The sequence below is a fragment of the Odoribacter sp. genome (assembly GCF_985060555.1).
Genome location: NZ_CFKYFN010000110.1, coordinates 100,294 through 120,055 on the forward strand (window position 1 = coordinate 100,294; position 19,762 = coordinate 120,055).

Sequence of the window (19,762 nt, forward strand, 5' to 3'; positions counted from 1 at the left end):
AAATTGGTTTTATATTATATAAGACAATCTATCCGAACAAAGGTTTATAGCGTATGAGAGATTATTTAGTTGTTATTCCAGGTAGAGGCAAGTTGCTGGAAGTAAATGACATCTTCCCATTCATTACCCCTTTTTAACCATTGTTTCCGGTAACCGGTTTGGGTAAAGCCCGTGGCTTCGAAGAGTTTCAGACTGGCCACGTTACAACTGGGCACACTACTGTATACCTGATTCAAGCCCAGGGTTTCGAAACAATAATCCAGCATGAGCTTAATCGCCGAGCTGGCATAGCCTTGTTTGCGGTTTTCCATATTGTGAATCATGATTCCCAGGCCGGCCCGCTGGTGATAAGGGTCGAAATCGTACAGGTCGATCAGTCCGATGGGCTCTTGGGTATCGACACGTGTAATCATCAGCCGCAATTGCTTGCTGGTATAAATGTCTACATGGGCATTTTCAATGTATTTTTTCAGTGTGAAATGAGAGAATGGGGTCAGGGTGTCACTGACATCCCAAAGGTCCATATCGTTTTCCCACTTGTAGAGGTACTCCAAATCTTCGGGTTCGAGTGCCCGGATCAGAATGTTTTCATCTTGCATCATAAGTTTTGTCATTTATTCTATGGTCAATATTCATATCTATAATAGGGCCTAATTTTCCTTCCTGGTATTCCCGGATGCAGGCTTGTGGGTATAATCGGCGAATAGGGATTAACGCTTGACGGGCAGTGTCCAGTGCATGGTATTGAGAGAAAATATACCGGTATAATTCACCCATCCGGATGATCTTTATTTTGTTGCTTTCTGTTAGAATCGGATCTGCCGGTGTATCGAACGACGTGAATAATTGTATGGTATAGTTTTTACCCGGGAGAGTATCCCGGAAGTCGTATTCTCCGAAAGAAAAGGAGGATACGACTTTATTTTGCGGACCTGCAAAGGCCGAAGAATAGTGCCGACTCGTTACCATATTATTGTTTTGTTTGCTTCTGGATAAAGATTGACCTAAGAGAGCGGAATGAAAACCGCAGTAAAACAGACATACTGTAATCAATCCTTTTCTTAACTTTTCCCTTATCCGAATGGAAATTTCCATCTTTTACAAATATAGTTTTTTTACTCCGTATTTAACTCCTTTTGGCTTGTAATTAATTTATCATTTATATTTTCACTACCTTTGCCTGGGTAATACGTAATCGAAGATAAAATGTTTGATTTGTTGTGTATCGTCGGACCGACTGCGAGTGGAAAGACGAATTTGGCTGTTCGTTTGGCTGCTGCATTCGGCGGAGAGATCATCAGTGCCGATTCCCGGCAAGTATATCGGGGGATGGATATCGGGACCGGTAAGGATCTGGATGAGTATGTATGGGAGGGGAAAAAAATTCCTTACCATTTGATCGATATTGTGGAGGCTGGGTATAAATATAATGTCTTTGAATATCAGGCGGACTTTGTGAAGGTTTGGGAAGATTGCAGGCAGCGGGGTGTTTTGCCTGTGTTATGCGGTGGAAGTGGCTTGTATGTGGAGGCTGTGTTGAAAGGGTATAAGTTATTGGCTGTACCGGTCAACGAGGATTTACGGGCTTCATTGGCCGGACTGTCTTTGCCGGAATTGGCCGCTCGTTTGGCGACATATAAGAAATTGCATAATACGACAGAGATAGATACACCTAAACGGGCCATCCGGGCGATAGAAATTGAAGAATATTATAAGACACATCCTTATGAGGAAAAAGACTTTCCTCAGATCCATCCTTTGGTTGTCGGGGTAGACGTGAGCCGGGAGGTGAGGCGGGAGCGTATCACGCAGCGATTACATGCCCGTTTGCAGCAGGGCATGGTGGAGGAGGTGGAACGGATTTTGCAAAGTGGTGTGAAGCCCGAAGATTTGATTTATTACGGTTTGGAATATAAATACCTGACGCTGTACCTGACCGGACAGTTGGGCTATGAGGAAATGGTGCAACAATTGAACGTGGCCATTCATCAGTTTGCTAAACGGCAAATGACCTGGTTCCGGAAAATGGAACGCGATGGATTCGATATCCATTGGTTGGAATCCGGGATGCCTATGGAAGAAAAAGTAGAGGTCGTAAAAAGGTGGTGGCTCACTCCTGATAACTGAGTTCTTCCAGTATATTTTCAGCTAAAAACTTTTTGTCTTCGGGAAATATTTGCAGTATGTCGGTTAATTTTGTCCGTTGTTCTGGCATCAGGTGAGGAACCAGATTTTCAATCACTGTGGAAGCTTCGAAAGCTACAGTAAAATCGTCCTCCTGCAAGATTTGTAAAAAATGATCTAAATAGGAGGAGTAGTCCAATGAAGATTCCCAGACAATCCGAAGTAATTCCTTCTTGAGCGTTCCTTCGGAAGTCTGTTCCAGTTTTTGGATTAACAGGTCTTTGAACTGATTATCTTTAATATCGGCCAGCAAATTGGCGATGATAGTGATTGTCGACGGTGCGAGAGGCTGGGACAGGATGTCCAGTAATTTACCGGCAATAACCAGGTCGCCGTTTTCCTTTACGGTATCGACAGCTTCTGCGATTGCTTCGGGATCTCCGCTGCTGATTTTCTTTAGTATTTCCTCGTTATTTTCCATCGTATTTTATTTTGCCGCGAAGATAAAAAAAAGAGCGTTGTTCACGCTCTTTTTTTATTTATTATTTCGTTTCTTCCTCATTCCCTTTGGAACGCGGGTGAAATTTATTAATTGTATCTTTCAGATAATGATCGTCGAGATGGGTATAAATTTCTGTTGTCAGGATGGATTCATGTCCCAACATATCTTGTACCGCTCTCAGGTCTGCTCCTCCACTCACCAAATGAGAAGCAAAAGAATGACGGAAAGTATGAGGAGACACATTTTTCTTGATTCCGGCACGGGTAGCCAGGTGTTTGATAATATTGAACACCATTACTCTCGAAAGAGCAGTTCCCCGTTTGTTCAGGAATAAAACATCTTCGTATCCTTTTTCAATTTCCAGGTAATCGCGGTATACTTTCATATATTGTTTGATTTCCTGTTTTGCATTTTTGCTCAGTGGAATCATCCGTTCTTTGTTCCCTTTCCCTTCGATTTTCACAACTCCCTGACGGAAATTGATGTTGGATAATTTTATACTGATCAGCTCTGAAACGCGTAATCCGCAGGAATAAAGCATTTCGATAATGGCTTTATTACGCTGGGCTTCCGGTTTGTACATCTCTACAGAATTCAACATGGCGTCGATTTCTTCGGTTGTCAGGATGTTCGGTAATTTCCGTCCGATTTTCGGAGCTTCGAGTAATTTGGTCGGATTGTTTTCCAACTGTCCGTCGAATACTAAAAATTTATAAAATGAACGAATACTGGAAATACATCTCGCTTGTGTACGATTGGTAACTCCAACTTCGTTTATAAACATCAAATAATCTTTCAGATGGTCGTAGGATATCGCATCAGGCGTTGTAACGTGATGTTTGTCAGCGCAATACTTTGCCAGCTTCTTAATGTCGTTTAAGTAAGCTTCTACTGAATTCGATGAAAGTGATTTTTCTAAAATCAGATAAGTTTTGTAACTTTCAATAGCATCTTCCCAAGTCATTGTTGTCAAATTTATATGTATTAATAATTAAACAAAAGTCCACCTTATCACACAGTATATTTTTAATTAATGCCTAAAGGTATATCTTTTTTTTTATTCGATTTATATTTTTCTGAATTTAACTATGTAAAGTAAAATAATTAACAAATACATTTGTGTAAAAAGTTGATTATTATGGATTTGAGATTTTGAACAAATATAGTAAAAAAGTAGGAATTTGATATTAGAAATTTTGAAATACCGACGTAAAAGTTAGAAAAATGAGTAATTTTGTAGAATAAGTTTAGATCACAAATACGGAGAAAATGCAGATATTATTACTTAATGGCCCCAATTTGAATTTACTGGGAGTGCGGGAACCGGAGGTGTATGGAAAAGAAACATTTACAGATTATTTTCGTCAGTTAAAAAATAAATATCCGTCGGTGGATATTTCCTGTTTTCAATCCAATGTAGAGGGGGAACTGATCGATAAGATCCACGAGGTAGGTTTCAGTTACGACGGGATTATTTTGAATGCAGGTGCCTATACCCATACTTCGATCGCTTTAGCCGATGCGATTGCTGCGGTTAAAGCTCCGGTGGTCGAGGTACATATTTCCAATACAGCCCGGCGGGAGGCTTTCCGGCATGTTTCTTATCTGACAGCTGTTTGCCGGGGCGTGATCATGGGGTTCGGACTGAAATCTTATGAATTAGCCTTATTGGCTTTGATTAATGAAAAATAATGTATACGGAAAAGGACGGATTGCGTATATAAAAATATAACGGGATAAATAAATTACTAAATGAAAAGAACAAAGATTGTCGCAACCATTTCGGATAAAAGATGCGAAATAGGCTTTTTAAGAGAGTTGTATGAAGCCGGGATGAATGTGGTTCGGTTGAATACTGCTCACCAGACGCTCGACGAAGCGATGAAAGTGGTACGGAATGTACGTGCTGTCTCAGATCAGATCGCCTTGTTGATCGATACCAAAGGCCCCGAAGTCAGAACTTGTGATATTGTCGTGCCTGTCCGTGTCGGGAAGGGGGAAATTATTTTTATGACGGGTGACCGGACTTTGGTGGCTGAAAAGTTGATCCATGTGTCTTATGAACATTTTGTCCGTGATGTTCAGATCGGCGATAAAATTCTGGTAGATGACGGGGATGTCGAGCTGATCGTACGGGATAAAAAAGAAAACTGTCTCGAATTGGAAGCTTCGAATCCGGGAGAGATAAAAGATAAGAAGAGTATCAATGTGCCGGGAGTGAACATGCATCTCGAGTCGTTAAGTGATAAAGACCGGAAATTTATTCAGTTCGCTATGGATAATAAATTGGATTTCATCGCCCATTCTTTTGTCAGAAATAAGCAGGATGTGATGGAAATCCAGCAAATTTTGGATGAACAGCATAGCAACATCAAAATTATTGCAAAAATAGAAAATCAGGAAGGGGTGAATCATATCGATGAGATTCTCGATCATGTATATGGCGTGATGGTGGCCAGAGGGGATTTAGCTATCGAGATCGATGCTGAAAAGATACCCCTGATTCAGCGCTATATCGTCAATAAATGTATCGAGAGTAAAAAGCCGGTGATCATCGCAACCCAGATGTTGCACACGATGATCGACCATCCGCGTCCGACCCGGGCCGAGGTGAGCGATATTGCCAATGCTGTTTTCAGTGGAACGGATGCCATTATGCTGAGTGGGGAGACGGCTTATGGAGATTATCCTTTGGAAGCCGTTAAAGTGATGAGCCGTGTTGCTGAGGCCAATGAGTCGATTTTACCGCCCGATGCCAACCGGAATTTAGTTCGTATTAATAATGAGATTACAGCAGCTTTGGCCAGAGTGGCCGTCCGGATGACTACCATGTTGCCCATCAAGGCGATTGTGGTAGATACGAATTCCGGACGTACAGCCCGTTATCTGTCGGCTTTTCGGGGCGGTTTGCCTGTATATGCCCGTTGTTACGACGAACATGTGATGCGCGAATTAGCTCTTTCTTTCGGGGTGAGACCTTATTTTTCCGTAAAACCCCATTCAAGGGATGAGTTTATGCGGGACATTCCACAGGTATTATTGCAGAACGGTTACCAGCCTGAAGATCAGATCCTGGTGATCGGAGGAAGTTTCGGACATGTCCGCGGGGCATCTTTCCTTGAAGTTTGTAAAATCAGTGATATAAAATAACAGGGAACAGGCAGAGGAGTGTAGGATGATAAAAGCAGTTTTTTTTGATATAGACGGAACATTGGTGAGTTTTCACACTCACCGGGTTTCCGAAGCTACCCGGCAAGCTATCCGGCAGTTAAGGACTCAGGGAATAAAAGTATTTATAGCTACCGGGCGGCATTTACAAGTAATTAATAATCTGGGTGATCTGGAGTTCGACGGGTATGTGACCCTGAATGGCAGTTGTTGTTATATCGGACGGGATCGGGTCATTTACCGGAGGATGATTCCGGAGATCGCCTTGGAACATCTGATAAAGTATCAGGAAGAGAAGGAGACCTTCCCCTGTATTTTTGTCCGGGAGAAGGATATGTTTATCAACTATAATAATCAGCATACCCGGGAGGTATTCCGGATGCTGGATTTTCCGGAACCGGTAGTGAAAGATATTCATGAGGCTACCCGGGAAGGGGTTTTTCAGTTGATTGCGTTTTTCTCAGAGCAACAGGAAGACCGGATTATGCAGGCCTTACCGGAATGTGAGGCTACCCGCTGGAATCCGTTGTTTACCGATGTCGTGCCGGTTGGGGGAAACAAGAGTATCGGAATGGAAAAAATATTGGCTTATTTCGGAATTTCCCGCGAAGAGACGATGGCTTTCGGGGATGGAGGAAATGACATTCCTATGTTGGAATATGCCGGAATAGGGGTGGCTATGGGAAATGCTTCCGAAGAAGTGCAGCGGCACGCCGATTTCGTTACATCCGGTGTCGACGACGAAGGTATTGTACATGCCTTGAAACATTTTCATATCGGCGGACTTTAAAAGTGTGGGTGAATTCCGATTTCACATCGATACGTCCCCGGAGTTTATCTGTTATGCTGCGGCGGTATAGGTTTAAACGATTACAAGGGTTTCAGAAACTATCTCAAACCCTTGTCCGTTTTGCCCGTTGTCACTGTTTAAAGCAGTTTCCCTGACAGATCTATTTTTATTTCGATTTCTTTGGCTCCTTTTTCGAGTTCGAACAGGTAATAGGTTTGATCCGGCGTTTCGTAACGTTCAATATCGTCGATGATATAATCGGCATAAGCCGAAGTTTTCAAGGCATTCATTACGGCGGTTTCAACTTCGTTTTGGCGGACATCGTAATGGGTATTCAGCCAATTGCCGGAGGCATCGAATATCACTTCTTTGCTGCGGTTTTCGTGTATGATATCTACCTCTGTACGGTTATGTTCGGTTTCAGTTTCGATGATACGGCAAGCCGGATATTTGTCATTGATGAATTGCTGGAGCGAAGCCGGTAATTCCGAGGCGTCGGGAAGATAGTTTTCGTAATCGTCATCGGTTAGGTCGGCCTGAACTTTGACCAAAATTCCGTCGGCTGAATAATAGAGATCGTATTCTTGTTTGTCTTTTTTCACTTCGATGACATAAATCGTTTCGGTTTCGTTACGCTCCAAACGATCGATATCGTCGATATACCATTGTGCATATTCACTGTTTGCCAAAGCTTTTTGTACGTCCTCAGGCAGTTGGCTGGTGTGGGTCAACTCGGTTTCGGTCATATACCATCGGCCTGTAGCATCGAACCAGGCTTTCCCGTCGAGTTGATTGTCGATGAATTCTGCTATCAGGTAATTGTTTTTCTTTTCCCATTCCACTTGTGTGGCGTTGGGATATTTACTTTCAAAAGCTTGGCGGGCTTGAGGATCAGGGGTTACCGAATCGTCGTTGTCGCAACTGCAAAAGCCGAATAGGGCTAATCCGAAAAATAATGCGTATAAGTTCATAGTTATTTATTTTTAATTAATTATCGATATCGATGAGTTGAAATGCTTTGTTGAATTCGAGTTCAAGCTGATTGTTCAATTTTACTTCATAAGTTTTACTGTCCCGTTCAATTTTCAAAATTTTAGCTTCCGGGTAGTGTTTGCTTACGTAGTCTTTAATGGCTTGAGGTACGATTCCTGTCGGTACTGTAGAATATTTACAGTCGACTTTTTCCAATGAGCCGTCTTTCAGAAATTCAGCTTTTTCTCCGTTGACAAATACAACTTCATATTTCTTTTCCCAAAAGTCTTTTTCCATTTTGGCCAGGGAAATTTCATTCTTAGGGAAATACTTTTGGATAAATTCCTGAGCTTTTTGAGGTAGTTGATCGACTGTAATTGCTCTATCGTCGTCGGCTTTCGCTAAGCCCTGCAAAGCGAACAGGCAGGCAAATAATAAAATGATTTGTTTCATAGCTTTCAAATTTTAAGTTTTACAATTCAAAAGTAGAACCCAAAACTGAAAAGATTTTGAAATCGGGAAAAAAATGAATTTTATTTCGACTTATTGAGAAAATCGATCTGGAAACAATGCTTTCCTGTATAATAATATCGGATGTGAAGCTGATATAATTTGCAGATCGATTCGGCAATAGACAGGCCCAGGCCGCTGGAGCCTTCACCGGTATGTTTGCCTTGATAGAAACGATGGAATATACGGGAGGCATCCAGTGCTTCCGGGTGACCGGTATTGCAAATGGTAAGGTGATCGGACTGAATTTCGATGTCGATTTTTCCTTGTGATTTATTGTGGATAAAAGCATTTTTGAGCAGGTTTGTGATTAGGGCGGTTGCCAGTGTTTCGTTCATATTCACCGTTAAAGTGGCTGATTGATGCACTTCGACTTGGATGTTTTTATAGTCGTAGATCTCCTGGTAATCTTCGAGCTGTGAGCTGATCAGATCGTTCAGACAAATTTCCTGACTCTCCTGGAATTGGCCGTTTTCTATTTTGGAGAGGAAAAGCAAAGACTTATTCAGTCGGATAATATAGGTAAGGGTCTGTTGGATCTTGGCTATTTCGGTCAGTTGGTCTTCTGTAAGTGACTCGCTTTCTGCCATCATTTCCAGACGGTTTTGGCAGATTGCCAGAGGAGTCTGCAATTCATGCGAAGCATTACCGATGAATTGTTTTTGTTGTTCATAGATCGCCTGGTTACGTCGGTGAGTTTGAATGGCTGCTTCATTTAATTTCCGGAACTCTGTGATGTTGGTTTGCAAATCCGGAGGACTCTGGCTTTTACCGATCGTATATTGGTCCATCCATTTGAGTAGCACATAAAGGGGACGCATACTCCGGTAGTAAACCCAGGTATTCACCAAAAGAATAAGCAGGAGAAGCGAAAAATAGAGGAGAAGCATCCAATTCAGAATAGCTTCCTGTAAGTCTTGCTTTTCGATCGTCGGAGTACTGACCGTGAGTTCGTAATATTGTCGGTCTTTGTCTTTGAAAATGGTTCTTAGGACCCGTGCCGGCTCGGTTTCTCCCTTGGCTTCGATGTGGACCATTTCGTCGGAATACCGGATCCGTTTCTGTTTCTCGGCATAATCTGCAGTTACTGTAATCAGATAATAACTATTATTACTACCGTCAGATTGGGAAGGTAATTGTTCTCCTGCCAAGGCCCGGGTGATCAGTACCTCTGAATAATCTTCCAGAGAATCGTCTACTTCATCGTTGACTTCATCTATAATAGCCATATAAAATAGTATGCCCCAAGCCGCTAAAATGATCGGTAGGGCCAGGGACAGATGAATCAGGATGCGGTAGATTAATTTCATAGGGCTTGAAGTGACATTTTATATCCAAAACCATAGACTGCTTTGACCTCCGCGTTTGCACCCGCTTCGGTCAGTTTTTTGCGGAGGTTTTTCACCTGGGCATAAATAAAATCGAAATTATCCACCTGATCGATGTGATCTCCCCATACCGATTCTGCCAGAGTCATTTTATTGATTACTCTTTCGGGACGCTGGATAAAATAAAGTAGTATATCGTATTCTTTTCGGTTCAGTTCGATGGGGGTACCTGCAACAAATACCTGGAAATGGTCCGGGTCGATCCGGATATTACCGTATTCGATATAAGTGGCACCGGCGTGATGATTTCTACGGATAACACTTTTGACCCGGGCAATGAGTTCGGCCAGATGGAAAGGTTTGGGTAAATAGTCGTCGGCACCCAGATCCAGGCCGGTGACCTTGTCCTCCAGTGAATCTTTGGCCGAAATGATGATGATATTTTCTTTCTTATTTTCCTTTTTTAATTCTTCCAGCAGATCCAGCCCGTTTCCGTCCGGTAACATGATGTCGAGCAGAATACAATCGTAAGTATAATCGGCCGTTTTTTCCAACGCTGTTTGAAAATCAGGAGCTTCCTCCGTAACATACCTTTCTTTCTCGAGGCTACGGCAAATAATTTCGCGTAATGACGGATCGTCTTCTATAACAAGAACTTTCATAAACTCATTTTTTCTACAAACAAATATAGTAATTCTGAAATACAACTGAAATCGCCTGGTTGGAAATCTGCTCCGTTTTGGAGGGGAGAAATAAATTGGCGAACCGGGAGTCCCTGTTTATTATGGTGTCGGACTCTGGATTCGCCAATCGAAAATTTGCCTGACAGGCAATTCTCGGGTTAAAAAGTTCAATCTGATAAAAAAGCCCCCGGGTAGGGAGCTTTTTTAGAAACTGGTCAGTGCACTGGCCAAGTCGGGTTCGATATCGAGAATCATGGGTAAGTGTAATAATTCCAGAACGTCCATGACTTCTGACGATATATTGCACAATTTGATTTCAGAATGATTGCTTTTGGCTGTTTTTACTAATGAGATAATACAGCCGATACCACTGCTGTCTATAAATTCAATGTTTTTAAAATCGAAAATCATTTTATTACCTTCTTGCGAAAGTATAGGTTTTAATTCTGATTTAACTTCTTCTGTCACTGCTAATGTAAATCTCTTTAAATCGATAAATTCTGCAATGATGCATCCTTTCTGCTCAGTTAATTTTGTAATCATTTTTTTGATTTTTAATAATGCGTTTTGGTTTAGATTAGTTGTTTTTCTTGAATGTAAATAAATTATGTTTCCTTAGGTTGCCTATAGAATGTCGAAAATAGGACAAAAAGTATAAATAACCAAATCTTTTTTATAAGAAAATCATATTCCGGCCGGATAAAAATTTGACGAAAGAGGAAGTCTGAACAGATATAAATTATATCTTTGTGATGTTTTTAAATGCTAACGTTTGCAATTATGACGGGGAAGATGACAGGTGGATTTGTGTGGAAGCGGTGACGGATCGGGATGAATGTGAATCGACTAAATTTACGATATAAATAAAATAAAATGAAAACAACACCTTTTACCCATTTTCATGAAGCTTTGGGAGCACGTATGGCTCCGTTTGCAGGATATAATATGCCCATCGAATATCCGACAGGAATTAAAGAAGAGCATCTGAATGTCCGTAATAAACTTGGAGTTTTTGATGTTTCCCATATGGGAGAATTTTGGATTAAAGGACCGAAAGCTTTTGAATTGGTTCAGAAATTAACCACAAATGATGTGGCCGCTTTGATAGACGGAAAAGTACAATATAGTTGTTTCCCCAATGATAAGGGTGGTATTGTAGACGACTTGCTGGTGTATCGTTTCAGTGCTGAAAAATACCTGCTGGTAGTTAATGCTGCTAATATCGAAAAAGACTGGAACTGGGTGGTAAAATACGGCGCAGAACTGGGTATGAAACCGGGCGTCGAACTGGAAAATGCTTCCGACAATATTTGCCAGCTGGCTATCCAGGGGCCTTTGGCATTGAAAGCCATGCAGAAGCTGACCTCGGAAAATGTTGTCGATATGGAGTATTATACTTTTAAAGAAATACCGTTTGCGGGGATCGATAAAGTTATTTTCTCCACGACAGGTTATACCGGTTCTGGTGGTTGTGAAGTTTATGCTTATAATAAAGATGCTGAGAAATTGTGGAATGCCGTTTTCGAAGCCGGAGCGGAATTCGGGATACAACCGATCGGATTGGGTGCCCGCGATACCTTGAGACTGGAAGCCGGTTTCTGTCTCTATGGGCATGAAATCGACGATGATCATTCGCCTATCGAAGCCGGTTTGGGATGGATTACTAAATTCGTGCCCGGAAATGATTTTATCATGCGGGAATACCATGAAAAATTGAAAGCAGATAAACCGACCCGTTATATGAAACCTTTTGAAATCATCGACCGGGGAATTGCACGGCAAGGATATCCTATCGAAGATGCCGAAGGAAATGAAATCGGTGTAGTATGTTCGGGAACGGTATCTCCTTTAACCGGAAAATCTATCGGTACGGGATATGTTAAAAGCGGTTTCCATAAATTAGATAGTGAAATATTTATCCGGGTGAGAAATAAGGCGTTGAAAGCAAAAATTGTAAAAACTCCTTTTTTCTGATACCGGAAATTCAAATACCGAAAAACTATCCCAAAGTCATTATTTTGACTTTGGGATTAGTGTCTCTCTTAGAGAGAGTGATTAAATGATTTCTTTTTTGAGGTATATTCGGCACCGATTTGTTAAGGTGATTTTAAATTATAAGTAAATCCGAATATTTCTCTTATAAAATGATATTTTGCGCAGTATATTTTGCATATTTGTAACGTTTGAAGAAAAATTGAATTAAAATTTAAAACCTTTAATTATTATACAAAATGAGAAAACATATTTTTAACGCAGGTCCTTGTAAGTTGCCGGATATGACATTGGAAAATACGGCAAAAGCTGTGATGGAATTAGGGAATTGTGGCCAGTCTATTCTGGAAGTATCTCACCGTTCAGCTGATTTTCAGGCTGTTTATGATGAGACTGTCGCCCTGTTCAAAGAAGTGTTGAATATCCCCGATAATTATTCTGTTATTTTCTTGGGTGGTGGTGCCAGTATGCAGTTCTGCATGATTCCTTACAATTTCCTGGGTAAAAAAGCGGCTTATGTGAATACCGGCGTTTGGTCTAAAAAAGCAATCGCTGAGGCTAAACTTTGGGGTGAAGTTGAAGTGATCGCTTCTTCTGAGGACCGGAATTTTACTTATTATCCGAAAGGATTCCAGATTCCTGCCGATGTCGATTATCTGCATATTACATCGAATAATACGATCCGTGGTACCGAGATTTTCGAAGATCTGGATAGCCCTGTGCCCTTGATTGCCGATATGTCGTCCGATATTTGTAGTCGTCCGATCGACGTAAAAAAATATATGATGATCTATGGCGGATGCCAGAAGAACTTAGGACCTGCCGGTGCTACTTTCGTGATTATCCGTAACGACTATCTGGATAAAGTAGTGGCTGACCGCAAGATCCCGACCATGCTGAAATATCAGACTCATGTCGATAACGGATCTATGTTCAATACCCCTCCTTGTATCAATATCTTTGCCGTTGGTCAGACCCTGAAATGGATCAAACAAATGGGCGGTGTTGAAGCTATGGAAAGACGTGCTATCGAAAGATGCAATGCATTGTACAGCGAATTCGACCGCAATACGGTATTCCGTGCTGTTGTTGAAGAAGGTTCACGTTCTCGTATGAATATTCCGTTCTTGTTAGCCGAAGGATATGAAGAACTGGAGAAAGAATTTTTGGATTTCTGTAAATCTAAAAACATCGTAGGCGTGAAAGGTCACCGTTTGGTGGGTGGTTTCCGTGCTTCTACCTACAATGCTTGTACGATGGAAGATGTAAATGCTTTGATTGCTGCCATGCAGGAATTTGAAAAAGCACATAAAAAATAAATAATATTAATTCAGATGAAAGATTTACGATTTACGACCGTGCTGAGGCCTCTCGTAAATTGTAAATCTTAATCGTAAATTTTGGTAGTTATGACAAAGGTTCTGATTGCAACCGATAAACCTTTTGCTCCGGTGGCAGTAAAAGGTATCCGCGAAATCGTGGAAGCTCAGGGTTATGAATTGGCTTTATTGGAAAAATATACTTCTCCGGAAGAATTGATCGCTGCTGTTGCCGACGTAGATGCTATGATCATCCGTTCGGATAAAGCGACAAAAGAAGTGATCGATGCTGCTAAAAAACTGAAAGTAATTGTACGTGCCGGAGCCGGTTATGATAATATCGACCTGCAGGCTTGTACCGATCATGGCGTAGTGGCTATGAATACTCCGGGACAGAACTCGAATGCTGTGGCTGAATTGGTATTCGGTATGGCTGTTTATCTGGCTCGTAATTTCTATAACGGTAAATCCGGGCATGAACTGAAAGGAAAGAAAATCGGTGTACATGCTTACGGAAACGTGGGACAAAACGTGGGACGTATTGCCAAAGGCTTCGGAATGGAAGTGTATGCTTTCGACCCGTTCATGACCGATGAACAAATCAAGGCTGCGGGGGCTACTCCGTTGCATTCTGCCGAAGAAATGTATGCGATGTGTGATTATGTATCTCTGCATATCCCGGCTACCGAGAAGACAAAGAAATCGATCAATTATGAATTGTTGAATCGCATGCCGAAAGGAGCTGTATTGATCAACACTGCCCGTAAGGAAGTGATCAATGAAGAAGAATTGGTGAAATTGATGGCCGATCGTCCCGATTTCAAATATATTTCCGATATCGCTCCGGACAATGCCGCTGAATATGCCCAGTTCGAAGGCCGTTATTTCTTTACTCCGAAGAAAATGGGTGCTCAGACTGAAGAAGCGAATGTAAATGCAGGCTTGGCTGCTGCCCGTCAAATTGTGGCTTTCCTGGAACATGGAGATGCTAAATTTAAAGTAAATAAATAATATTTTTATGGCTATAGTAAAACCATTCAAAGGCTTACGTACTCCTAACCAGGAAGTATGCGAGGAATTGGCTTGCCTCCCGTATGACGTGATGAATTCGGAAGAAGCTGCACAGATGGCTGCAGGAAAACCGAAATCATTGCTGCATGTTACCCGGGCCGAAATCGATTGCCCTGCCGGAACGGATATCCACTCGGAAGAAGTTTACAATAAGAGTGTCGAAAATTTCAAAATGTTTCAGGACAAGGGATGGTTGGTACAGGATCCGGAAGCGAAATTTTATATTTATGCTCAGACCATGGAAGGCCGTACCCAATACGGTATTGTCGGTTGTGCTGCCTGTGAGGATTATATGAACGGGGTGATTAAAAAACATGAACTCACCCGTCCCGATAAAGAAGAGGACCGGATGGTGCTGACCCGTTATGTGAATGCTAACCTGGAACCGGTATTTTTTGCCTATCGTGCCGTGCCTGAAATTGACGCTATCGTTGAAGATATTGTGAAGAATCAGAAAGCAGACTACGATTTTGTGGCAGAAGACGGGTTCGGACACCATTTTTGGGCGATCAACTGTCCGGAAACCAATAAACGGTTGGAAGAGTTGTTCGCAACGAAAGTGCCGAACACCTATGTGGCCGACGGACACCACCGTACAGCTGCAGCTGCCCGTATCGGTGCCGAATATACAGCAAAGAATCCGAATCATACCGGTAAAGAAGAGTACAACTTCTTTATGGCCGTACATTTCCCCGACCATCAGCTGAAGATTATCGATTACAACCGGGTAGTGAAAGATCTGAATGGTCTGACCGAAGCTCAGTTGCTCGAGAAATTGAACGCTCATTTCGAAGTAAAGGAAATGGGTACCGAGATTTATCATCCGGCAAAATTGCACGAGTTCAGTATGTATCTGGGCGGTAAGTGGTATCGTCTGACCGCTAAAGCAGGTTCGTATGATGACAACGATCCGATCGGAGTATTGGATGTGACCATTCTTTCCAAACATGTGTTGGCCGATATCCTCGATATTCAGGATTTGCGTACCTCTAAACGAATCGATTTCGTGGGGGGGATACGTGGATTAGGTGAACTGAAAAAACGCGTAGACAGCGGGGAGATGAAAGTGGCTTTCGCTCTGTATCCGGTTTCTATGGAACAGTTGCTGAATATTGCCGATACCGGTAATATCATGCCGCCGAAAACTACCTGGTTCGAACCGAAACTTCGTTCCGGTTTAGTAATCCATAAAATTTGATTTTTGAAAATCTGAAATAAGATACCATCTTCTCTCAGAGGATGGTATTTTTTTCGGATGTGAATTTGGGTGTTAGTTTCAGTACAGGATAAAGCGTTCACGATTTATGCTTAAAGATATTCTGATTTCGATGATTATTTGGGTGGTAGTGGGATGTGGTAACGGCTCCGGGGTGAAACGACTGGATACAAGAGCTGTGGAAAAGGACACTGTTTTGAAATGGAGTCAATTGGTCGGTGAGAGCCGGTTAGTGCGTTTGGAGACGAAAGAAGAGGCTTTGTTAAACGATTATTTTCGGGTATGGGCCGGAGAGAAGTATATTATTACTTACGGAAACGAAGAAATGTATCAGTTCGCCGCCGATGGTACTTATATCCGTAAATTGGCTTCTTATGGACGTGCTCCGGGCGAATATCAGAATATTATAGCCCTCACGGTAGATGAACCGGGCGAACGATTGTATTTTTCGGATTATGGAAGGCAAAATAGTATCCAGGTAATTAATTTGAAAAATGGAGAATATGAAAATTCCCTGCCCGGAATTTACGGATTTCCGAAGAAGATGATACTGGCCGGTGATTCGGTTCTTTATTGTATTCCTTTGTTATTGAAAGATGCAGCCTATGAAATTTATGCCCTTACTTCTTCCGGACAATTCCTGGGAGGGATTAAAAAAGAGACTTGTCGGGAGGAGCGTCAGAAGAATCATTCTTATCTGGGGATAGCGGGAGGATTTGTTCACTATATGTCAGGGATAACGGATACTTTGTATCGGATAACTGCCGATACAAGAAAACCCGAATATTATTTTCATGCAGGATATTATTTGAAAGAATTCAAGCCTGATGAAAAAGGAGAAGAAATTGAAATGATAGTTGAAACTTCTCGGTTCATCTTATTCGATCGTTTATTCATCCGGATGGCTGATTCCAGATTTGGTAAAAATATAATTACTTACGACGAAAACCGGGATCCTGAAACTTATGTATTCGATAAACTGAACGATGGTTTATTCAAAGTAAAGAGTATTTATTTCGACGACCTTGACTTTGAATTGGAGGATTATCTGTTCGAAGTTTCTGAGCATTATCTTTGTCAATCTTTTTCTGCAATGAAATTTCGGGAAAGGATAAAATCAGCAAATTCCCCTTACCATGATTGGTATAATGCAATAGCCGATGATGATAATCCTGTATTGGTGTTGGGAAAGGTACGTAATTAAATTCGGATGACAGATTTCCCCGTTTTCGCAAATATCCTTAATTCGTTGAAGATAACGAATAACAGAGTATCTCCGGAGAGAAATTCTTATTGTTTTGGAAACTGATTGCGTATATTCGGTCGGATTTTTCATCGACACAGAAGCTTAAAATATAACGGTTCAAACGATATCTTTTCAAAAAACGGCCCTGCCAGTCGAATTGGTGTATTTCAAAATTATTATTGGAGATCGATAAATCTTTATTTTTAGAATCGCAGTATAATAAATAGATATAGTTGTCCGTGCTGAAATAGTTTTTATAGTAGTTGACTTCCTCTTCAACCCGGGCATTTAATTTGTCCAGGACGGTAACTTTATTTACAGATTTATCGATGGGAAATTGGTAACGGGTCGATTCTAAATTATTTAATGAAATAATATCGATGATGGGGAAATGCCTGTAAATAATGGCAACAGAATCCATCGTATTCGGTTTCAATATGTAAAATGCATGATAGATATTCGAATTGGCTATAAAATCGGTAATCTTTTTTTCTTTTATTATGGAAGGATAATTCTTGTAATTTAATAAATATCGATTACTGGAAATATTGGCAATGGAAAATTGATAATCGGACATACCTGAATTTGCAAAAATGGTCGAATCGTTGATTAAATATACACAATCCGCAGCTGTCAATCCCACTCTGACATTGATTTTCTCTGGGGTGTATAGAGGATTGGAGAATAAGCTATCGGTACAAAATAAAGTATATCTTAGTTTTTCAATAATAAGAAATTTATTCGGGGAATGCCGGTAAACCCTCGGCGTTAGATATTCATTGGGTCCCCGTCCTATACTTCCGTAGGTTTTTAATAAATGGAAAGAATTTAGGGAATAATATTTCAAGAATTTATTCTCGTCCGTTTCTGCATCTTTGATAATCAATAAGGTATCTGAAATCCAGATTTTTTCAGGATTCAATAATGTCGTATCCGTTAACGCGATAGAAGTCGGTGTTAAATCGATGACAGGAAAAGTATTTAAATCTTGTAACTCAACTAGTTTACATGAATATGGTTTTTCTCTGGAGGTACAAGATAATACCAATAGTAATAAACATATATAAACTGTTTTTTTCATATTTAATTCTTTATATAATCGATAAATATATTCATTATCATTTTATTATCGAGAGGAGAACCACATAAAATTTTATTATCTTCAATTAGAAATGTTTGACTACGAGGAATAAGAGGATTTAGTTTAAAAAAATTATGAGTATAATCAAAGTAGAATTGAAAATCCTTATTTTGCTTAATAATTTCATCTAAACGTTCAAATTCATCTCCTCTATTTGTAATAGATTGTTGATGGGCGGATCTAAGCATAGCAATAAAGGATATGGTATTGTAACAAATTTATACAAAAAATAGTATTTCACTTTCTTTTCCATATAAAATATAGGGCGGTGAGCAGCAAAAGGGCAGTAAGGGCGAAAGCCCATACATTTATTGCACGGGATTGCGCTGTCATGACGTAATCTTGCGGCAGGAAACGATAGGCATCGAGTTGCCAGGACAGTTTACCTGCGGTGGTTTGCCGGGTGTTGCTCGAGAGAATTTTTCCCGGTAAGAGCAATTCATATTGAAAAGTAATTTCATAGAGATCCAGAGAATCGAGTTTATGGTTTAATTCCGGGTCGTCGAGTGAGTCTATCCGTTGTCCGTGCCGGCTAAAATAATCGGTTTTAAAATAGTTGTCCAACATCTCGGGAAGTTTTGCATCGAGGGCATCGTATTTGTCCTGGTTCAGCCGGAAAATAGAGTCTCTGGCAGCTTCGAAACGGTTTTTGAACGGATGGTCGGGAAGAAGCCGGTCGATAGCTGCATAACTTTCGGCAAAAAGATTGTGATTTAGCCAAAGATAGGCTTTAGGTTCGATTTTTGACAATAAATCGCATAGTTCAGTGCCGTTTTTCCCTTGAAAAGCCGGATCATTTCCCTGAAACCATAGTGTCTGTTCCTCGGAGGTAAGATAATGATCCAACGGAATCTTGGTGAGGACTGAAAATGGGGGATAGGTTTCGGTATAAGAATAATAGGTGTAAAACCATCTGAATTCCTTCTTGAAAATGATAGAAGGTTTACAAACACTCCATAATCCGTGATTAAAATGAAAATTTTCAGCCATGGCCTCGACTGACGGGAAGCGACGGGAAGCGACAATTGTCAGGCGGGGTAATGTATCTGTTTGGAATAAAGCGAAATTTACAACAGGCCATGTTACTTTTTGTTGTCCGTTATAGCATTCGACGGTCCAGGTCGTGTCGAGTTGGATAGGAAGCGGATTCGCAGTCGTATCTCCGGCAATAAAAGCAGAATCCCGGGTCTCCACCGAAATGGAACGGACACAAGAACCGTCCCGGTTGACTTGGGTTTGCATTCGGTAAGATCGATGGGTGCAGGAAAAAAGGGTAAATACCACCAATATCAGGCTGAGATATAAATTATTTCGTTTCATAATCTTGAATTTTTTGGATGAGTTGTTTGATCTTTTGTTGTTTATTCATTCTGCTTTTTAGTTCAGAATAGAATATCGTCCTTTTTTCCTGGCTGGAAAGTTCGGCCGGAATATACGAACGGTCGGCATTATCGGGCGGACGATTTATTTCCTCTGTTTTTGTTGTCGGTGAGACGACCGGTCGGTAATTTATTTCATCGATCATCCATACCGATAATACCGAAGCAGCTATACCCGTCATTATAATTCGTATTTTAGATCTTCTACGGATTACAGGCTGCTCGATTTCCTTCATAATCCGTTGGGTCAATCCTTCGGGATCAGTGACTATCGGAGCAGTGTGTTGTAATTTATTCAGAATAGCATTGTACTTGTCCATA

Annotated in this window: 21 protein-coding genes; 9 read left to right on the top strand and 12 right to left on the bottom strand. The window is 41.1% G+C overall.

Going from position 1 to position 19,762, the window contains the following annotated elements; genetic code table 11:
* Positions 1 to 65 precede the first annotated feature (65 nt).
* Together AC5RDS_RS15540 and AC5RDS_RS15545 are read right to left on the bottom strand one after the other, a co-directional pair.
* Complete coding sequence (locus AC5RDS_RS15540; RefSeq protein WP_013612022.1) at positions 66 to 602, bottom strand: GNAT family N-acetyltransferase; 537 nt, start codon at positions 600 to 602, stop codon at positions 66 to 68.
* Positions 589 to 969, bottom strand: a complete 381-nt coding sequence (locus tag AC5RDS_RS15545) for a hypothetical protein (protein ID WP_140398549.1) — start codon at positions 967 to 969, stop codon at positions 589 to 591. Before AC5RDS_RS15545 ends, AC5RDS_RS15540 begins: the two co-directional genes overlap by 14 nt.
* A 237-nt stretch (positions 970 to 1,206) precedes the next feature.
* Between AC5RDS_RS15545 and miaA the strand changes: the two genes are divergently transcribed.
* Positions 1,207 to 2,127, top strand: coding sequence for a tRNA (adenosine(37)-N6)-dimethylallyltransferase MiaA (gene miaA / locus AC5RDS_RS15550; protein ID WP_195457833.1), 921 nt, complete (start codon positions 1,207 to 1,209; stop codon positions 2,125 to 2,127).
* On the opposite strand, the gene AC5RDS_RS15555 is transcribed toward miaA, so the two are convergent.
* Positions 2,111 to 2,605 (bottom strand): hypothetical protein, encoded by a 495-nt coding sequence (locus tag AC5RDS_RS15555; protein ID WP_013612019.1) that lies wholly within the window; start codon positions 2,603 to 2,605, stop codon positions 2,111 to 2,113. The two genes, miaA and AC5RDS_RS15555, sit on opposite strands and share 17 nt — an antisense overlap.
* A 61-nt stretch (positions 2,606 to 2,666) precedes the next feature.
* Positions 2,667 to 3,590, bottom strand: coding sequence for a site-specific tyrosine recombinase XerD (gene xerD, locus AC5RDS_RS15560; protein WP_022159438.1), 924 nt, complete (start codon positions 3,588 to 3,590; stop codon positions 2,667 to 2,669).
* 305 nt (positions 3,591 to 3,895) lie between these two features.
* Between xerD and aroQ the strand changes: the two genes are divergently transcribed.
* From aroQ to AC5RDS_RS15575, 3 genes are read left to right on the top strand one after another with little or no spacing between them, the layout of a single operon-like run.
* Positions 3,896 to 4,318 carry a type II 3-dehydroquinate dehydratase gene (gene aroQ, locus AC5RDS_RS15565; protein WP_046403185.1) on the top strand — a complete coding sequence of 141 codons (423 nt, stop codon included), beginning with the start codon at positions 3,896 to 3,898 and terminating at the stop codon, positions 4,316 to 4,318.
* A 60-nt stretch (positions 4,319 to 4,378) separates the two neighbouring features.
* A complete protein-coding gene (gene pyk, locus AC5RDS_RS15570) occupies positions 4,379 to 5,776 on the top strand; it encodes a pyruvate kinase (RefSeq protein ID WP_013612016.1) in 1,398 nt (465 codons plus the stop codon).
* A gap of 25 nt (positions 5,777 to 5,801) precedes the next feature.
* Complete coding sequence (locus tag AC5RDS_RS15575; protein ID WP_013612015.1) at positions 5,802 to 6,584, top strand: Cof-type HAD-IIB family hydrolase; 783 nt, start codon at positions 5,802 to 5,804, stop codon at positions 6,582 to 6,584.
* 137 nt (positions 6,585 to 6,721) lie between these two features.
* On the opposite strand, the gene AC5RDS_RS15580 is transcribed toward AC5RDS_RS15575, so the two are convergent.
* The 5 genes from AC5RDS_RS15580 to AC5RDS_RS15600 form a co-directional block, all read right to left on the bottom strand.
* Positions 6,722 to 7,555: a PepSY-like domain-containing protein gene (locus AC5RDS_RS15580; protein WP_118122113.1), complete on the bottom strand. Its 834-nt coding sequence runs from the start codon at positions 7,553 to 7,555 to the stop codon at positions 6,722 to 6,724.
* A 16-nt stretch (positions 7,556 to 7,571) separates the two neighbouring features.
* Positions 7,572 to 8,009 carry a PepSY-like domain-containing protein gene (locus tag AC5RDS_RS15585; RefSeq protein ID WP_494222403.1) on the bottom strand — a complete coding sequence of 146 codons (438 nt, stop codon included), beginning with the start codon at positions 8,007 to 8,009 and terminating at the stop codon, positions 7,572 to 7,574.
* Between the two features lie 80 nt (positions 8,010 to 8,089).
* A complete protein-coding gene (locus AC5RDS_RS15590) occupies positions 8,090 to 9,376 on the bottom strand; it encodes a sensor histidine kinase (protein ID WP_022159442.1) in 1,287 nt (428 codons plus the stop codon).
* Positions 9,373 to 10,056, bottom strand: a complete 684-nt coding sequence (locus AC5RDS_RS15595) for a response regulator transcription factor (RefSeq protein WP_013612011.1) — start codon at positions 10,054 to 10,056, stop codon at positions 9,373 to 9,375. Before AC5RDS_RS15595 ends, AC5RDS_RS15590 begins: the two co-directional genes overlap by 4 nt.
* A gap of 225 nt (positions 10,057 to 10,281) precedes the next feature.
* Positions 10,282 to 10,620: an STAS domain-containing protein gene (locus tag AC5RDS_RS15600; RefSeq protein ID WP_013612010.1), complete on the bottom strand. Its 339-nt coding sequence runs from the start codon at positions 10,618 to 10,620 to the stop codon at positions 10,282 to 10,284.
* Between the two features lie 330 nt (positions 10,621 to 10,950).
* Between AC5RDS_RS15600 and gcvT the strand changes: the two genes are divergently transcribed.
* From gcvT to AC5RDS_RS15625, 5 genes are all read left to right on the top strand, one after another.
* Positions 10,951 to 12,051, top strand: coding sequence for a glycine cleavage system aminomethyltransferase GcvT (gene gcvT, locus AC5RDS_RS15605; RefSeq protein ID WP_013612008.1), 1,101 nt, complete (start codon positions 10,951 to 10,953; stop codon positions 12,049 to 12,051).
* Between the two features lie 257 nt (positions 12,052 to 12,308).
* Entirely contained in the window at positions 12,309 to 13,388 is a 1,080-nt protein-coding gene (gene serC, locus AC5RDS_RS15610) for a 3-phosphoserine/phosphohydroxythreonine transaminase (RefSeq protein WP_013612007.1), read from the top strand.
* A gap of 90 nt (positions 13,389 to 13,478) precedes the next feature.
* Complete coding sequence (locus AC5RDS_RS15615; protein ID WP_013612006.1) at positions 13,479 to 14,399, top strand: 3-phosphoglycerate dehydrogenase; 921 nt, start codon at positions 13,479 to 13,481, stop codon at positions 14,397 to 14,399.
* 7 nt (positions 14,400 to 14,406) lie between these two features.
* Positions 14,407 to 15,657 (top strand): DUF1015 domain-containing protein, encoded by a 1,251-nt coding sequence (locus AC5RDS_RS15620; RefSeq protein WP_013612005.1) that lies wholly within the window; start codon positions 14,407 to 14,409, stop codon positions 15,655 to 15,657.
* A 106-nt stretch (positions 15,658 to 15,763) separates the two neighbouring features.
* Positions 15,764 to 16,879, top strand: a complete 1,116-nt coding sequence (locus tag AC5RDS_RS15625) for a DUF4934 domain-containing protein (protein WP_013612004.1) — start codon at positions 15,764 to 15,766, stop codon at positions 16,877 to 16,879.
* 37 nt (positions 16,880 to 16,916) lie between these two features.
* Here the strand turns inward: AC5RDS_RS15625 and AC5RDS_RS15630 are convergent, their stop codons facing one another.
* From AC5RDS_RS15630 to AC5RDS_RS15640, 3 genes are all read right to left on the bottom strand, one after another.
* Positions 16,917 to 18,002, bottom strand: a complete 1,086-nt coding sequence (locus AC5RDS_RS15630) for a BF3164 family lipoprotein (protein ID WP_046404033.1) — start codon at positions 18,000 to 18,002, stop codon at positions 16,917 to 16,919.
* Between the two features lie 297 nt (positions 18,003 to 18,299).
* Entirely contained in the window at positions 18,300 to 19,382 is a 1,083-nt protein-coding gene (locus tag AC5RDS_RS15635) for a hypothetical protein (RefSeq protein WP_013612001.1), read from the bottom strand.
* The gene (locus tag AC5RDS_RS15640) at positions 19,369 to 19,761 is read right to left on the bottom strand and encodes a hypothetical protein (protein ID WP_013612000.1); all 393 of its coding nucleotides are present in this window, start codon (positions 19,759 to 19,761) and stop codon (positions 19,369 to 19,371) included. The genes AC5RDS_RS15635 and AC5RDS_RS15640 overlap by 14 nt, the downstream gene beginning before the upstream one ends.
* Between the last annotated feature and the right edge of the window lies 1 nt (position 19,762).

Bases quoted from the DNA above. Each gene is read 5' to 3' on its own strand.
- AC5RDS_RS15590 (WP_022159442.1), bottom strand. From the start codon at position 9,376: ATGAAATTAATCTACCGCATCCTGATTCATCTGTCCCTGGCCCTACCG.
- AC5RDS_RS15595 (WP_013612011.1), bottom strand. From the start codon at position 10,056: ATGAAAGTTCTTGTTATAGAAGACGATCCGTCATTACGCGAAATTATT.
- aroQ (WP_046403185.1), top strand. From the start codon at position 3,896: ATGCAGATATTATTACTTAATGGCCCCAATTTGAATTTACTGGGAGTG.
- AC5RDS_RS15630 (WP_046404033.1), bottom strand. From the start codon at position 18,002: ATGAAAAAAACAGTTTATATATGTTTATTACTATTGGTATTATCTTGT.
- AC5RDS_RS15640 (WP_013612000.1), bottom strand. From the start codon at position 19,761: ATGGACAAGTACAATGCTATTCTGAATAAATTACAACACACTGCTCCG.
- AC5RDS_RS15620 (WP_013612005.1), top strand. From the start codon at position 14,407: ATGGCTATAGTAAAACCATTCAAAGGCTTACGTACTCCTAACCAGGAA.
- serC (WP_013612007.1), top strand. From the start codon at position 12,309: ATGAGAAAACATATTTTTAACGCAGGTCCTTGTAAGTTGCCGGATATG.
- AC5RDS_RS15635 (WP_013612001.1), bottom strand. From the start codon at position 19,382: ATGAAACGAAATAATTTATATCTCAGCCTGATATTGGTGGTATTTACC.
- AC5RDS_RS15575 (WP_013612015.1), top strand. From the start codon at position 5,802: ATGATAAAAGCAGTTTTTTTTGATATAGACGGAACATTGGTGAGTTTT.
- xerD (WP_022159438.1), bottom strand. From the start codon at position 3,590: ATGACTTGGGAAGATGCTATTGAAAGTTACAAAACTTATCTGATTTTA.
- AC5RDS_RS15600 (WP_013612010.1), bottom strand. From the start codon at position 10,620: ATGATTACAAAATTAACTGAGCAGAAAGGATGCATCATTGCAGAATTT.
- AC5RDS_RS15615 (WP_013612006.1), top strand. From the start codon at position 13,479: ATGACAAAGGTTCTGATTGCAACCGATAAACCTTTTGCTCCGGTGGCA.
- AC5RDS_RS15580 (WP_118122113.1), bottom strand. From the start codon at position 7,555: ATGAACTTATACGCATTATTTTTCGGATTAGCCCTATTCGGCTTTTGC.
- gcvT (WP_013612008.1), top strand. From the start codon at position 10,951: ATGAAAACAACACCTTTTACCCATTTTCATGAAGCTTTGGGAGCACGT.
- AC5RDS_RS15585 (WP_494222403.1), bottom strand. From the start codon at position 8,009: ATGAAACAAATCATTTTATTATTTGCCTGCCTGTTCGCTTTGCAGGGC.
- AC5RDS_RS15555 (WP_013612019.1), bottom strand. From the start codon at position 2,605: ATGGAAAATAACGAGGAAATACTAAAGAAAATCAGCAGCGGAGATCCC.
- AC5RDS_RS15625 (WP_013612004.1), top strand. From the start codon at position 15,764: ATGCTTAAAGATATTCTGATTTCGATGATTATTTGGGTGGTAGTGGGA.
- AC5RDS_RS15545 (WP_140398549.1), bottom strand. From the start codon at position 969: ATGGTAACGAGTCGGCACTATTCTTCGGCCTTTGCAGGTCCGCAAAAT.
- miaA (WP_195457833.1), top strand. From the start codon at position 1,207: ATGTTTGATTTGTTGTGTATCGTCGGACCGACTGCGAGTGGAAAGACG.
- AC5RDS_RS15540 (WP_013612022.1), bottom strand. From the start codon at position 602: ATGATGCAAGATGAAAACATTCTGATCCGGGCACTCGAACCCGAAGAT.
- pyk (WP_013612016.1), top strand. From the start codon at position 4,379: ATGAAAAGAACAAAGATTGTCGCAACCATTTCGGATAAAAGATGCGAA.